Annotated in this window: 10 protein-coding genes and 1 pseudogene; 6 read left to right on the forward strand and 5 right to left on the reverse strand. The window is 69.9% G+C overall.

The window, feature by feature from the left end; genetic code table 11:
* Positions 1-30 precede the first annotated feature (30 nt).
* The 3 genes from OG413_RS37445 to OG413_RS37455 all read right to left on the reverse strand — a co-directional run bounded on the left by OG413_RS37445 (position 31) and on the right by OG413_RS37455 (position 3,178).
* Positions 31-948: a carbohydrate ABC transporter permease gene (locus OG413_RS37445; RefSeq protein WP_266813519.1), complete on the reverse strand. Its 918-nt coding sequence runs from the start codon at positions 946-948 to the stop codon at positions 31-33.
* Complete coding sequence (locus OG413_RS37450) at positions 935-1,771, reverse strand: carbohydrate ABC transporter permease (protein ID WP_266813521.1); 837 nt, start codon at positions 1,769-1,771, stop codon at positions 935-937. The genes OG413_RS37445 and OG413_RS37450 overlap by 14 nt, the downstream gene beginning before the upstream one ends.
* 141 nt (positions 1,772-1,912) lie before the next feature.
* Entirely contained in the window at positions 1,913-3,178 is a 1,266-nt protein-coding gene (locus tag OG413_RS37455) for an ABC transporter substrate-binding protein (protein ID WP_266813523.1), read from the reverse strand.
* 226 nt (positions 3,179-3,404) lie between these two features.
* Between OG413_RS37455 and OG413_RS37460 the strand changes: the two genes are divergently transcribed.
* Positions 3,405-4,514 carry a LacI family DNA-binding transcriptional regulator gene (locus OG413_RS37460; protein ID WP_266813524.1) on the forward strand — a complete coding sequence of 370 codons (1,110 nt, stop codon included), beginning with the start codon at positions 3,405-3,407 and terminating at the stop codon, positions 4,512-4,514.
* A gap of 81 nt (positions 4,515-4,595) precedes the next feature.
* Here OG413_RS37460 and OG413_RS37465 read toward each other — a convergent pair whose 3' ends face one another.
* Positions 4,596-6,455, reverse strand: coding sequence for a serine hydrolase (locus OG413_RS37465; RefSeq protein WP_266813526.1), 1,860 nt, complete (start codon positions 6,453-6,455; stop codon positions 4,596-4,598).
* A gap of 221 nt (positions 6,456-6,676) precedes the next feature.
* On the opposite strand from OG413_RS37465, the gene OG413_RS37470 reads away from it, so the two are divergent.
* Complete coding sequence (locus OG413_RS37470) at positions 6,677-7,786, forward strand: nitronate monooxygenase (protein WP_266813528.1); 1,110 nt, start codon at positions 6,677-6,679, stop codon at positions 7,784-7,786.
* Positions 7,783-9,333, forward strand: a complete 1,551-nt coding sequence (locus OG413_RS37475; protein ID WP_266813530.1) for an acyl-CoA synthetase — start codon at positions 7,783-7,785, stop codon at positions 9,331-9,333. The genes OG413_RS37470 and OG413_RS37475 overlap by 4 nt, the downstream gene beginning before the upstream one ends.
* A gap of 55 nt (positions 9,334-9,388) precedes the next feature.
* On the opposite strand, the gene OG413_RS37480 is transcribed toward OG413_RS37475, so the two are convergent.
* Entirely contained in the window at positions 9,389-11,800 is a 2,412-nt protein-coding gene (locus tag OG413_RS37480; protein WP_266813532.1) for a penicillin acylase family protein, read from the reverse strand.
* 150 nt (positions 11,801-11,950) lie between these two features.
* On the opposite strand from OG413_RS37480, the gene OG413_RS37485 reads away from it, so the two are divergent.
* The 3 genes and pseudogenes from OG413_RS37485 to OG413_RS37495 form a co-directional block, all read left to right on the forward strand.
* Positions 11,951-13,462, forward strand: a complete 1,512-nt coding sequence (locus OG413_RS37485) for an acyl-CoA synthetase (protein WP_266813534.1) — start codon at positions 11,951-11,953, stop codon at positions 13,460-13,462.
* Between the two features lie 262 nt (positions 13,463-13,724).
* Positions 13,725-14,231 carry a sortase gene (locus OG413_RS37490; RefSeq protein ID WP_266813536.1) on the forward strand — a complete coding sequence of 169 codons (507 nt, stop codon included), beginning with the start codon at positions 13,725-13,727 and terminating at the stop codon, positions 14,229-14,231.
* A gap of 554 nt (positions 14,232-14,785) precedes the next feature.
* Positions 14,786-15,262, forward strand: a pseudogene (locus tag OG413_RS37495) (class F sortase); the annotation flags it as partial.
* Positions 15,263-15,271 lie beyond the last annotated feature (9 nt).

The raw sequence follows: 15,271 nt of genomic DNA on the forward strand, positions 1-15,271 counted from the left end.
GATAACCGGTCACCTGAGGACCGGAACCGGTCACTTGAGACCGGCGGTTGCGAAGCCCTGCACGAAGTAGCGCTGGCCGATGAGGAAAAGAATGACCATGGGGAGGGTGGCCAGCGTGGTGCCGGCCATCAGGAAGTGCCATTGGGGGCCGTTCTCCGTCTTGAAGACGGAGAGCCCCACCTGGATCACCCGCAGGCTGTCCGTGCGGGTCACCAGCAGCGGCCACAGGAAGTTGTTCCACGAGGACTCGAAGGTCAGCAGCGCCACCGTGGTGAGAGCGGGCTTGACCTGCGGGGTCATGATCCGGGCGTAGATCCGGAACTCGCCGAGCCCGTCGAGCCGGGCCGCCTCCTCCAGTTCCACCGGGAGGTCCAGATAGAACTGGCGGAAGAGGAAGACCGCGAACGGGGTGACGGCACCGGGGATGATGAGCGCCCACCAGGTGTCCAGCCAGCCGCTGCCGCCCTGGCCGAGGATGTCGTTCCCGCCGGCCAGCGGCATGAAGCGGACGATCAGGAACTCCGGCAGCACCTTGGTGTACGTCGGGATCATCAGCGCCGCGATGAACAGGTAGAAGATCACGTCGCTGCCGCGGAACTTGATCCGCGCCAGTGAGTACCCGGCCATCGAGGCGATCAGCACGTTGAGCACGGTGTGACTGATCGCGATGATGAAGCTGTTGCGGGCGTACGTGGCGAACGGCGCCGCCTTCAGCGCGTCGACGTAGTTCCCGAACTCCCAGTGTTGCGGCAGCAGTCCGGCGTCCTGGGAGGCGATCTCCACCGGCGTCTTGAGCGAGGTGAGCACCATCCAGATGAACGGCACCATCATCAGCAGGGAGACCACCGACAGCGTCAGATAGAGCGCGATCCTCCCGGCCGAGACCGGTTTGCGGTTCTGCCGGAGCCTTGGTGCGGGCGCCGGCTTCTGAAGCTCAGCTGTGGCCACGGGTGCCTCCCATGATCCGCCGGTTGACCAGGGTGAAGCCCATCAGCAGCACGAACAGCACGAGCGACTGCGCGGAGGCGTAACCGACGCGGAACTCCCGGAAGGCGGACTTGTAGATCTCGAACGTCATCATCGTGGTGCTGTTGGCGGGGCCGCCGTCGGTGAGGATGTAGATCTGGTCGAAGGACTGGAACGCGGTGATCATCGAGGTGATGAGCACGAAGAACGTCGCGGGCTTCAGCAGCGGCAGTGTGATGGCGAAGAACTGCCGCACCTTGGAGGCGCCGTCCACCGAGGCGGCTTCGTACAGCTCCTTCGGCATCGACTGGAGCGCGGCCAAGTAGATGAGCATCTTCATGCCGATGCCCTGCCAGATGCCGACCAGGATCACCGAGGGCATCGCCCAGCCCGTCGAGGCCAGCCAGGCCGGACCGTCGATGCCGACGAACGACAGCAACGCGTTGAGCAGGCCGTTGCCCGGGTTGTAGATCCACAGCCAGACCAGCGCGATGGCGACGGTCGCCGTGACCTGCGGCAGGAACACCGCGGTGCGGAAGATGCCGCGCGCCTTGAGGCCGGTGTGCAGTGCCAGGGCCGTCAGCAGACCGAGCACCATCCCGAACGGCACGGTGAAGAAGGTGTAGATGACGGTGTTGACGATGGACTTGCGGAAGACCGCGTCGTCCATCATGTCCCGGAAGTTGTCCAGGCCCACGAACTGCGGCGCCGTCAGCACGTCGTACTTCGTGAAGGCCAGGACCACCGAGGCCACGACCGGCAGGCCGATCCACAGGGAGGCGTGCAGCAGCGCGGGCGCCACCATGAGCATGCCTGCCCGGCGGCGGCGGCGCCCCGGGCCCGTGGGGACCCGGCCGGTGCGCTTCGGCGCCGATTTCTCAGGAGAGGCGGGCGGCCGCGCGGGCCGTGCCTTCAATACGGATGTCGCTCCCACAGTGACGGGTCCTCACATCCGGCCGATGGCGGCCTCGGCGAGCCGGCCGAGTTCCGCGATGGCGTCCTTCGCGGACTGGTCGCCCACGATCGCCGGCTCCAGCGTCGGCTTGATCTTTTCGCGGATCTCCATCCAGGCGGCGGTGCCGCCCTCGGAGACGGCGTGCTGGAGGTTCTGCAAGGAGAGGTCGACGAACTGGTTCTCCTTCACATAGCTGGAGTCGTTGAGGTCGCGCAGACCGGGCACCGAACCGCGCTGCGACGCCGCGCCGAGGATCGATTCGGGCGTCGCGAGGTACTCCACCAGCGCGCGTGCCGCCGCCGGGTGCTTGGAGCTCGCGGACTGGGTGACGAGGGTGCCGCCCTGGAGCATCGCCGGTTTGCGGTTGGCCAGGACGAACGCGCCCAGCTTGTCCTCCTTGATCAGCTCCGGGTTCTGCTCCGTGACCTGGACCCACAGCGCGCTCGTCGTCATCATCATCGAGGCCTTGCCGGTCGCTACGTTCGTCGGTGCGCCGAGCTCCGTCTTCTTGGCGTAGACCGCCGAACCGTCCTTGATCAGGTCCTTGAAGAACTGCAGGGCCTCGACCCCGCGGGCGTCGTTGAACAGCACCTTCTTGCCGTCCTCGCTGAACAGCCGGCCGCCGTTGGCGAAGAGGAAGGTCTCCCAGCACTGGCGCAGTTCGATGGAGAACGGGTCGAATCCGATCCGGCCGTCCCTCGTCAGCTGCTTGGCCACGGCACGCAGCTCGGCCCAGTTGGCCGGGGGCTTCTTGATCCCGGCCTCCGCGAAGTGGTCCTTGCGGTAGACCACGATGCGGGTGTCCAGCACCACCGGAAGCGCGTAGAGCTTGCCGTCGTAACGGGACGGCTCCAGCACCCGCTTCTCGTAGTCGTGCGCGGTGGCCAGCTTCTCCGGCAGCTCGGCGATCGCCTTCTTGGCGGCGAACGGCGGTATCCAGCCAACACCCATCATCAGGACGTCGGGCAGCAGCCCGCCCGCGAGACCGGTGGTGATCTTCTCGTTCAGCTGGGCGTACGTGGTGTAGTCCACGTTCACCTTGACGTCCGGATACTTCTTCCGGAACCCGCCGAGGATCTTCCCCTCCAGCAGCGTCTTGCCTTTGGCGCCTTCGTAGATCGGGGTGAGCAGTGTGATCTCACCCTCGGCGGGGCCGTCGGCCGAGCCGGCCGACGTGGAGCCGGTGCCGCAGCCGGTGATGGCCGCGGCGGTGCCCGCGCCGATGACAGCGAGCAGCGACCGTCTGTTGAGTTCCATGGGACACCCCTTTTGAGGTGGAAGCTGTGGATCGATCCAGCGATGGTGTCCCAGCCATGGCTGGGAAGTGCTGGTAAATCGATGCACTGAGACTAGGAACGCTGCGAGAGCGACGTCAACAGCTGATGCACAACAATTTTTCAGGAAAGTTAACGGGTGTATCGATGGAGAGAGTTAAGTAAATCGATACACTATGATCGGCAGGTCGTTCCGAACCGGAGGTGGCATGAGCGGGGTTACGATCCATCAGGTTGCGGCGGCTGCGGGGGTGTCCGCGAGCACGGTCTCCAACGTCCTCAACGGGCGCACGGACCGTATGCAGGCGGCGACCCTGGCCCGTGTCGAGCAGGCCATCGAGCAGTTGAACTACCGGCCCAACCGGGCGGCACGGATGCTGCGCACGGGCCGGATCAAGGTGATCGGCCTCATCGTGCCGTCCGTCGCCAACCCCTTCTGGGGGGCTCTCGCCCGCGAGCTGGAGGCCATCGCGCTCGCCGAGGGCTATCACGTCCTGCTCTGCAACAGCGAGCGCGATCCGGCCCGTGAGCTCAAGTACGGCGAGGAACTGCTCGCCGACGGGGTGAGCGGTGTGGTGCTCTGCTCCTCACTGCCCTCGCTCGAACATGTCGCGCCGCTGCTCAGCCGGGGTCTGAAGATGGTCGCCTTCGACCGCACGGCCCAGGCGGGCGACCCGGCGTCGCTGGCCAGTATCAGCGTGGACAACGCCATGGGGGCCGAGCTCGCCACCCGTCACCTGATCGAACTCGGTCACCGGCGGCTCGCCTTCGTCTCCGGCTCCGTCAACAGCGTCAACCGCCGCGAGCGGCTGCGCGGCTTCCGGGCCGCCCTGGAGTCGGCCGGTCTCGATCCGGCCGACGCGATCGTGTGGCCCGGTGCGGAGACCGCCGAGTTCGGGGACAAGGACGCCGCCGAGCTGGGCCGCAACGCGGCTCGCGAGCTGCTGGGCGGACCCCGTCCGCCCACCGCGTTCGTCGCGATCAACGACATGTGCGCGATCGGGATCTGCCGCGGTGCCAAGGACGCCGGACTCAGTGCCGGAAAGGACATCTCGGTCGTCGGCTTCGACGACATCCTGCTCGCGGACCTGTTCGAACCGCCGCTCACCACGGTCCGCCAGCCGCTCCCCGAGATGGCCGCGGAGACGTTCCAGCAGCTCAGGGCCCGGATCGACTCGGCGCCCTCGGCGGGACGTTCGCTGCTCATCCGCCCCCGGCTGGTGGTACGCAAGTCGACTGCACCGGCGCCGGTACGGGTGCCGTCACCGACGCCCGCACCGTCACCGGCAACGCCACCGGCGCCCGCACCGGTGGCGTGAGCGTGCGGGCGCGGGTGCGGTGAGCACGCGTCCGGCCGGTCGGCCTCGTGCGGTTCACCCGGCTCACCCGGCTCACCCGGTTCAGTCGGCCGACGCCGTCCAGCCGGATGCCTCGATCCGCCCGGCGTCCCGAGGCCTCGACTCGTCGAAGACCGTGCGGCCGCCGTCCCGGACCCGGATGCCGTCCACGTACGCGCCGCGCCCCACATACAGCTGGTCCGTGGTGTAACGCCACCGCAGGCGCACCTCCTTGCCGCGCCAGGCGGCCAGATCCGCCGCCAGCCGGTGCCAGCGGCGACCCGACCAGCCGGAAACCGAGCCCGTCGGGCGGTGTTCGGGCTGCCGGTCCGGGCCGGAGCCCGTCGCGACGGTGCTGAACGGCACCGGCTGCCAGCTCGCCCCCGCGTCCGCCGACAGCTCCAGGGCGAGGGCATCGGAGCCGGGCTCGGTGTCCCACCACAGCGCACAGCTCACCTCGGCCCGCGCGGACGCCAGGCGCAGCGCGGGCAGCGCGAGCGTGGCGGTGGCGGCGCTCGCCATGCCGGAGAACCAGGCGGTGTGCCCCCGGGCGGGCCGCACCGGGACCGCCCGTGCCATCCGGTTGGCCGCGGCAACCCGGGGCGCACTTCCGGAACGCCAATTGCGTACGGGATGCACCGAATTGCCCAGCACGATGAGGAACGAGTCGGTCGACGGGTCCAGGACCAGGCTGGTGCCCGTGAAGCCGGTGTGGCCCGCGGTGCGGGGGGTGGCCATCGCTCCCATGTACCAGTGCTGGTAGAGCTCGAAGCCGAGACCGTGCTCATCGCCCGGGAACGCGGTGTTGAAGTCGGTGAACATCAGCTCCACCGACTCCTCGGACAGGATCCGGGAGCGGCCGTAGACCCCGCGGTTGAGCAGCGTACGGGCGAGGATCGCCAGGTCCCAGGCGCAGGAGAACACCCCGGCGTGGCCCGCGACCCCCTCCAGGCTGTACGCGTTCTCGTCGTGCACCTCGCCCCAGACGAGCCCGCGCTCCAGGCCCGACCACGGCAGCCGGGCGTCCTCGGTGGCGGCGATCTTCGGCTTCCAGGAGGCCGGCGGGTTGTAGCGAGTGCGGTGCATCCCCAGTGGAGCGGTGATCTCGTCGCGGAGCAGCTCGTCCTGGGCGCGGCCGGTGATCTTCTCCAGGATCAGTTGCAGCGAGATCAGATTCAGGTCGGAGTAGAGATAGGTGCTGCCCGGTGCGCTCGCGGGCACCTCGTTCCACAGCAGCCGCAGCTTTCCCTCCCGGGTCGGCTCCTTGTAGAGGGGGATCCACGACCGGAAGCCTGATGTGTGCGTCAGCAGCTGGCGGACCGTGATGCCCTGCTTGCCGCCGCCCGCGAAGTCCGGGAGATACGAGGCGACCGCAGCCTCCAGCTCCAGCGCTCCCCGCTCGATCTGCTGCACGGCCAGGATCGAGGTGAAGAGCTTGGAGACCGAGGCGAGGTCGAAGACGGTGTCCTCGGCCATCGCGATCTGCTGCTCCGCCGGCAACTCCACACCCGTGTCGGTCTTCTCGTCGTACGCGGCATAGCGCACCGCCTTGCCGATCGGCCGGTGCAGAGCCACCGTGCCGCCGCGTCCGGCGAGCAGAACCGCACCCGCGTACCAGGGGTGCTTGGGGGAGTCGGTGAGGTACTTCTCCGCGTCGGTGACGAGCTGGTCCAGCTGTCCCCGGAGCAGTCCGGCGCGGGCGGCGGAACCGCGTCGCAGCGTGGGGCGCCCCGAAGCCGGCCCCGGTCCCGCGTCCAAATCCGTACCCACACCCGTACCCATGCCCGTTCCTGTGCCCGGTTCCGCACCGGCCGCCGTTCCCGCGAGGGGGATCGGTGCGAGGGCGAGTGCTCCGCCCAGGGCCAGTATCCCGCCGCCCAGTCTCCGGCGGCTGAATCCGCTCCCTGTCGCGTCCCCGGTCATCCGCAACCCCTCCAGCGTGTGGGGGCATCCACGGGGCGGCACCCGCGTGGCAGCCCGCGCGAAAGTAACTTTCGAAAAGTCGGTCGAAGAGTGAAACTTCTTGCCGTCGCCGAGATTACTGGTACCCCTGCCGCCCCGTACGGCCCCGGCGGCACAAAGAATCTGACACAGCATCAGAAAATCTCTTCCTTCGGTTGTCCGGCTGCGGCATCCTGCCGCCCATGGAGACGGAGCTGAGCAGAAAACTGGGGATCGAGCACGCCATCTTCGGCTTCACGCCGTTCCCCGCGGTCGCCGCTGCCATCACCAGAGCCGGCGGTCTGGGGGTGCTCGGAGCGGTCCGGTACACCGCCCCGGACGACCTGGCACGTGACCTCGACTGGATGACGGAGCACGTCGACGGCAAGCCGTACGGCCTGGACGTCGTCATGCCGGCCAAGAAGGTGGAAGGGGTCAGCGAGGCGGATGTCGAGGCGATGATCCCGGACGGACACCGCACATTCGTCGCGGACACCCTCGCCGCACACGGCGTCCCCGACCTCGCGGAGGGCGAGGCGTCCGGCTGGCGCATCACCGGCTGGATGGAAGAGGTCGCCCGCAACCAGCTCGACGTGGCCTTCGACTACCCGATCAAGCTCCTCGCCAACGCCCTCGGCTCCCCACCTCCGGACGTGGTCAGCCGCGCCCACGACCACGGTGTGCTCGTCGCCGCCCTCGCGGGCAGCGCCAAACACGCCCGGCGGCACGCCGAAGCGGGCATCGACATCGTCGTCGCCCAGGGATACGAAGCGGGCGGCCACACCGGAGAGATCGCCTCCATGGTGCTGGTCCCCGAAGTGGTCGACGCCGTCGGCCCGCTGCCCGTCCTCGCCGCCGGAGGCATCGGCAGCGGCGAGCAGATCGCCGCCGGACTCGCCCTGGGCGCACAGGGCGTATGGCTCGGCTCCCTCTGGCTCACCACCGAAGAGGCCGACCTCCACTCCCCGGCCCTGACCCGCAAACTCCTCGACGCGGGCTCCGGCGACACCGTGCGCTCCCGCGCCCTCACCGGGAAACCCGCACGTCAGCTGCGTACCGAATGGACCGACGCCTGGGACGACGCCGCCGGACCCGGCACCCTGCCCATGCCGCTCCAGGGGCTCCTGGTCGCCGAAGCGGTCTCCCGGATCCAGAAGTACGAGATCGGGGCCCTGCTCGGCACACCGGTCGGGCAGATCGTCGGACGGATGAACGCCGAACGCGGCGTCCAGGCGGTCTTCGACGACCTGACCAGCGGCTTCGAGCGCGCAGTGGACCGGATCAACCGCATCGCCGGACGGAGCGCGTCATGAACCAACCCCCCAACGGCTTCTGGGCCCAGGCCACCGCGGACCCCGGCCGCACCGTCCTCGTCGCACCCGACGGCGAGGAATGGAGCGCGGGCCGATTGCACGCCGCCGCCAACCGCATGGTCCACGGACTGCGTGCCGCGGGCCTCGGGCGGGGCGACGCGTTCGCCGTCGTCCTGCCCAACGGCGTGGAGTTCTTCACCGCCTATCTCGCCGCCTCCCAGGCCGGTTTCTATCTGGTCCCCGTCAACCACCACCTCGTCGGCCCCGAGATCGCCTGGATCGTCGCGGACTCCGGGGCCAAGGTCCTGATCGCGCACGAACGGTTCGCGGACGCCGCGACCGCCGCCGCCGACGAGGCGAATCTGCCCGCCACCCATCGCTACGCCGTCGGCACGGTCGAGGGCTGCCGCCCGTACGCGGAATTGCTCGACGGCCGGCCGGACACCCCGCCCGGCGACCGCACGCTGGGCTGGGTCATGAACTACACCTCGGGCACCACCGGCCGCCCTCGCGGCATCCGGCGGCCGCTCTCCGGAAAACTCCCCGAGGAGAGCCACCTCGGCGGCTTCCTGGGCATCTTCGGCATCAAACCGTTCGACGACAACGTGCATCTGGTCTGCTCACCGCTCTATCACACGGCCGTGCTCCAGTTCGCGGGCGCGGCCCTGCACATCGGCCACCCGCTGGTCCTGATGGACAGATGGGCACCGCAGGAGATGCTCCGGGTCATCGACGCGCACCGCTGCACGCACACGCACATGGTCCCCACCCAGTTCCACCGCCTCCTCGCCCTCCCCGACGAGGTGAAGCGGCGCTACGACGTCACGTCGATGCGGCACGCCATCCATGGCGCCGCCCCCTGCCCCGACCACGTCAAGCGCGCCATGATCGACTGGTGGGGGCGGTGCGTCGAGGAGTACTACGCGGCCAGTGAGGGCGGCGGCGCTTTCGCCACCGCGGAGGACTGGCTGAAGAAGCCGGGAACCGTCGGCAAAGCCTGGCCCATCAGTGAACTGGCCGTCTTCGACGACGACGGGAACCGTCTGGCGCCCGGTGAACTGGGCACCGTCTACATGAAGATGAGCACCGGCGGCTTCACGTACCACAAGGACGAGACCAAGACGCGGAAGAACCGCATCGGCGACTTCTTCACCGTCGGTGACCTGGGCGTTCTCGACGAGGACGGCTATCTCTTCCTCCGCGACCGCAAGATCGACATGATCATCTCGGGCGGGGTCAACATCTACCCCGCCGAGATCGAGGCGGCCCTTCTCGCCCACCCCGCGGTCGCCGACGCGGCCGTCTTCGGCATCCCGCACAGCGACTGGGGGGAGCAGGTCAAGGCCGTCGTCGAAGCGGCCGAGGGCTTCGAGCCCGGGGACGCGCTCGCCGCCGGGATCCTCGCCCACTGCGAACAGCGGCTCGCCGGGTTCAAGCGGCCCAAGAGCGTCGACTTCATCGCCGCGATGCCCCGCGACCCCAACGGCAAGCTGTACAAACGACGCCTGCGCGACCCGTACTGGGAGGGCCGCGCACGCGCCCTGTGAACCGGCGATCAGGTCCTGGGGGAGGGGCGGGCCCCGCCCCCAGGACCTTTCCGGATCAGCGGTGCTCGCGCACCCGCACCACCCGCAGCTCCGGCGAGCGCGCGATGTCCTTCTCGCAGAACCGTGACGTCACCCAGCGCTCACCCGAGTACAGCCGGGTCTGGTCGCTGAAGTGCGGCGACGTCGGGTTCGAGGACTGGGAGTACGTCAGCAGCGTCCGGGCCACCGGGCACGCACTGCCGTCCCAGCCGACCGCCTGGATGTAGCTGGAGCCGGCCGACACCTCGGTGTAGCCGCCTCCCGCCGCGTTCCACACGGGCTCCGTCTTGTTCCAGATGCCCAGCGACTCCGTACCGCCGCCGATCGGGATGCGCTTTTCGCCGCGTACGACGAACTGGTGATCGCCCAGCGGGGCGTCCAGGGCGATGCCCGCCGACCGCAGCTCCGCCACGGCGTCGGCGAGCGCCGCCGTCACCCCGGGAGCCGAGGTGTTGAGGGTGTTCGGGGTCCGCACCGGATCGGCGGGGCTGTACGGCACCTTCCACAACTGGGCCGCGGGCACCTTCGCCGCCCCGCGCCAGAAGCGGTCGAAGAGCAGCGCGCCCCGGCTGTCGGTGTCCACGCTTCGGTCCCAGCGCCGCAGCACCGGGCACGCCGCCGACACATCGACCGGTGAACCGTCGGTACCCACCGCGGTGCCGCCCGGCAGCGCAGAGCAGGCCGCCGCCACGTCGGCGGCCGTCAGGTCACCGGCGGGCGCGCGGTTGGCGAACTGCTGGCGCTGAAGATCCGCGACGCGGAGCCGTCCCCGCTCCGCCATCGCCGACACGTCCTCGATCGCCCCGCGCGTACGCATCGAGCGGTTCGTGCCGATGGTGCCGAAGACCCGCTCGTAGCCCGTGAGCGGCCGCGCGGCATTCGTCAGCCAGGCGCTGTCGTTGGAGTTCTCGACGTACGGGGTGTCCTTCAGGGTCGGCATCCGGCTCGGGCCGAAGATTCCCGGCTGCAACGCGTCCGGGTCCGACCCCGGCGCGCAGTCGCTCTTCGAGCCGTCCAGCACCGCGAGCCCGGACGCGGGGTAGGTGGCCCGGCCCAGCGGGGTCGAGCAGCGCTGGGCCAGCTCGTCCGTGATCCTCGGCAGCACCTGTGACTGGGAGAAGAAGGAGTGCCCGGCGGAGTCGGCGGCGATCGTGTTCACCCAGGGCAGGCCCTGTGTCCGGCGCAGCGCGTCCTGGACACCGGCGGTGTCGCGCGCCTTGCTGAAACCGAGCGCGGTGTCGGACGCCCGCAGATTCGCCGCGTTCGGGTCGTTGAGCGCGTACGCGGTGCTCGCCGTCCACGGCAGCGGCAGCCCGGCGCCGAGCGCGGTGACGACCGGCCCGAACCGGGTCCACCACTGGGTGCGCGTCACCGCGGCGGCGCCCTTCACCGGCACCGATACCGTGCGCTTCGTCATCCGCTCCGGTACGCCGTCCACCAGATACGCGGTCGGGTCGGCCGGATCCAGGGTGAGCTGATGCAGATTGAGCGTGACCCCCGTGGCGACCGTATGGCTCCACGCGATGTTCGCGTTGTGGCCGATCGACATCGTCGTCGAGCCGAGCAGCGAGCCGCCGGAGACGTTCAGTTCGCCCGGAATCGTCTGCTGCGACTGCCAGAACCTGCGTCCGCCCTGCCACGGGTAGTGCGGGTTGCCGAGGAGCAGTCCGCGCCCGTTCGCCGTGCTGGTCCCGTTGAAGGCGACGGCGTTGGACCCCATGTCCGCGTTCTGTGTGGACAGCAGGCGCTCGGCCGCCGCCGCGGCCTCATCCGGCGTCACTCCCGGCTGCGCCGGTGCGGCGGACGGCGGCTGCGCGGCCGTGATGCCGTCGATGCCCCGGCCCTGCCCGCCGAGTACCGAGAACGCGAAGGCCCGGACCGCCACGTCCAGCGCGGTGACGGGCCGTACCCAGGAGGCGCCGCGGCACGCCGGATCGGTGATGCGGTTCTGCTTGATCCACGCGTTGTACCCGGCCGCGAAACCGCGCATCGACTCCTTCACGTCACGGCTCGGACCCGCCGGTGCGGGGACCTCCAGCAGCTTCTCCACGGTGCGGCTCTCGCGTACCCCGCGGAAGTACAGATCGCTGGACAGGTTCTTGGCCGCCGAGGACAGCGAACCGTCCGGCGCCCCGTCCGCACCGAAGTACTGGGACCGTTCGCCGCGCACCGTGAGAAATCCGTCGGCCAGGGTGCACACCTGATCGGCCGCCTGCGCCCAGCCGTTGCCGAAGCCCAGATGCGCGTAGTCCTTCGCCACGATGTGCGGGATGCCGTACTCGGTGTACCGGATGACGGCGGAGAGACCACCGCCGGACGGATGCCGTTCGTGCGGGGTACCGGCGGCGGCCGGCGGCAGCGACGCCGACACGCTGAACAGCGCGAGACCGGCGACCGCGAGCATTCTCAGTCGGTTACGGAGGGACAAGGCTTCTCCCAACTGTGAGGACGGGAAAGAGGGTTGCCCGAGTGTCCGGGCGGCCTCGCGCCACTCAGCCAGCAGACCCGTACGCCTGTCAACCGGTTGATCGCTATCCAGCCTCTTGACCCCCCGGACGTGGCCGCTCAGGATCACGCCATGACAGGTGTACGAAGCAGCACAGTCGACGGTGTCGTGACCCGCAGCGCACGGCGGACCCCCGGACGGACCGCCGTCCGGTACGCCGGTCGGACCTGGACCTACCGGTCCCTGGACACCGCGATCAGTACCGCGGCAGCCGTACTGACGGACGAGCACGGCCTGCGCCCCGGCGACCGGGTCGCCTCCTACGCCCATAACTCCGACGTGTACCTGATCGCCTTCCTGGCCTGCGCCCGCGCCGGGCTCGTCCATGTGCCCGTCAATCAGAACCTCACCGGCGACGATCTGACCTACCTGCTCGGCCAGTCCGGCAGCTCCCTCGTCCTCACCGACCCGGACCTGGCCGGGCGGCTCCCGGCCGGACGTCCGATCCGCACGCTGCGCGACGCGCCGGACTGTCTGCTCGACGCGCTGGACACCGCCAGGCCCTTCGTCCCCGAGCGCGCGCCCGGCGCCGATGACCTGGTGCAACTGCTCTACACCTCCGGAACCACCGCCCTGCCCAAGGGCGCGATGATGACGCACGGGGCGCTCGTCCATGAGTACGTCAGCGCGATCACCGCGCTCGGCCTGACGGCCGAGGACCGGCCCGTGCACTCCCTGCCGCTGTACCACTCCGCCCAGACGCATGTGTTCCTGCTGCCGTACCTCGCGGTCGGCGCCGAGAACACCATCATCGACACCCCGGACGCCGACCGGATCTTCGACCTGGTGGAAGCAGGGCAGGCGGACAGCCTCTTCGCCCCGCCGACCGTCTGGATCGGACTGTCCAACCACCCGGACTTCGCCACCCGTGACCTCGGCGCCCTGCGCAAGGCGTACTACGGGGCGTCGATCATGCCGGTGCCGGTCCTGGAACGCCTCCGCGAGCGGCTGCCGGAGCTGGCCTTCCACAACTGTTTCGGACAGAGCGAGATCGGGCCACTCGCCCTCGTCCTCGGACCGGGTGAGCACGAGGGCCGGATGGACTCCTGCGGCCGTCCCGTCCTCTTCGTCGAGGCGCGCGTCGTCGACGAGGACGGTGAAGAGGTCCCCGACGGCACGGCGGGCGAAGTGGTCTACCGGTCCCCGCAGCTGTGCCGGGGCTACTGGGACAAGCCCGAGGAGACCGCGGAGGCCTTTCGCGACGGCTGGTTCCACTCCGGCGACCTGGCCGTGCGCGACCCGGAAGGGTTCTTCACGGTCGTCGACCGGGTGAAGGACGTCATCAACTCCGGCGGGGTGCTCGTCGCCTCGCGCCAGGTCGAGGACGCTCTCTACACCCATCCGGCGGTCGCCGAGACCGCCGTGATCGGGCTGCCCGACGAGCGCTGGATCGAGGCCGTCACCGCCGTCGTCGTGCTGCGCGGGGCCGCGACCGACACCGAACTGATCGACCACGCCCGCGAGAAGCTCCCCCACTTCAAGGCCCCGAAACGGGTCCTGTTCGTGGATGAACTCCCTCGCAACGCCAGCGGGAAGATCCTCAAGAGGGAACTGCGGGACCGGTTCGCCACCGATCGGCCGTAGTGGAACGCCCGGCGGAGCACGGCCGGGCATCCGGCGCCGTACGCCCGTTCGCCGTCCGCCGGGCGATTCCTCCACCGAGGTCGTCCCCGCGCCGGTGACCTGCGTAAACGACCAGGCGGGAGCCGTCGCTGCGGCTGACCGAGTGACACCTGCGGCGACGGGTCATGTTGCGGAGGTGACGAGGTGTCGGTTGCCTCGGAAACGGAGCACAGCAGAGGTGCCGCGCAGACAGGCCGGACCCTGCTCCCGTTGGAGGATCCTCATGCGCAACACACGCGTCGGTGCGGGAATCGGCCTGGTCATCGGTGCCCTCGCGGTGTCGGTGCCGGTGGCCGTCGCCGCCGACAGTCCCGCCGGTGACCGGGCGGTCAGCATCAGTCCCGGGAACGCCTCCCCGGGGTCCACGGTCACCGTCAGCACCCGGGCCTGCGGCAAGGAGACCTACGGCAAGGGCACCTCGGAGCTCGGCGGGGAGTTCCACCTCTTCGCCGGTGCCGGCAAGGGCGAGCTCGTCGGCCAGTTCGAGATCCCGCGCGGGGCCGAGCCGGGCAGCGACACCGTCACCGTCAAGTGCCCGCCCCGGATCAAGCTGACGGATACGTACGAGGTCACCGGCCGGGCACCGAGCGGCTCGGTCGCCGCCGGCTTCGGATCGCCCACCGACCAGGGCACCCAGCTCGCCGTGGGCGGTGTGCTGCTCGTCGGAGCGGTCGGCGGCGGGGTGATCAGGATGCGCCGCCGGATGAGCGGTGCCGGTGCCCGGACCTGACGGCCCGCCACGCCGCACAGCCGTACGGCCCCGGGCACCGCATCGGTCCTGGGGCCCGGTCCGTACGCCCGGTCCGCCGGGCAGGGACCCCACATCCCCGTAGCGAGGCAGAGGCAGGCTCAGACGCGATGGAAACCGGGCGCAGGACCAGCGAATCCCCGCACTCGTTCACCCCTTCGGCCAAGCATCTTGTGTGGGCCCTGCTCGCGGGTACCGTGCTGGTGATCAGCGGGACCCGCGACAACGAGCCGCCGCAGCCCTCGGCCGCCCAGGCGTTCACCACTCCGTCGGTCACCCCCTCGGCAGCTCCCACGGCGACTCCCTCGGCGGCACCGAGGAGTACCGGCCCGTTGCGAGTCGCCCCCGGAACGGTCCCGGCGCACACCGCTCCTGAACACACCGGCCCGGCCGCACGCCCCACTGTCCAGCCGGTGTGGCCACCGATGGCCATGACCTACTTCGCCCCCGTACCGCGTACGCCGCCCGCCCGCACGGTGCCTGTCCGCACGGTACCTGTCCGTACGGTGCCCGCCCGCACCGCGCCGGTCGCGTCCCCCGCCGTCGGGCCATTGCCCCCGTCGGATCCGGTGCGGTTGCGGATCCCCGCCCTCCGCGTCGACGCCCCCATGACGAGGCTGGGCCTCGACGCGGCGGGTGCGCTGCGGCCACCGCCCGACGACAACCCGCTGCTCGCCGGGTGGTACGGAGAGGGCACGTCTCCCGGCTCGACGGGGACGGCCATCACCGCCGGGCATGTGGACACGCGCCTTGGCCCCGGCGTTTTCCAGAAGCTCGGGTTGCTGGCCAAGGGCGCCACCGTCGAGATCGTCCGGGCGGACCGGCGGACGGCCGTGTTCACCGTCGACGCCGTGGAGGTGTACGACAAGAAGGGTTTCCCGGACAAGAAGGTCTACAGCCACTCCGAACGCCCCGAGCTGCGAGTGATCACCTGCGGCGGCAGCTACTCCAAGAAGACCGGCTACCGGAGCAACGTCGTGGTCTACGCGACGCTGACCGCCGTAAGAAGCTGACCGCACCCG

The sequence above is a fragment of the Streptomyces sp. NBC_01433 genome, from assembly GCF_026340105.1.
Lineage (GTDB): Bacteria > Actinomycetota > Actinomycetes > Streptomycetales > Streptomycetaceae > Streptomyces.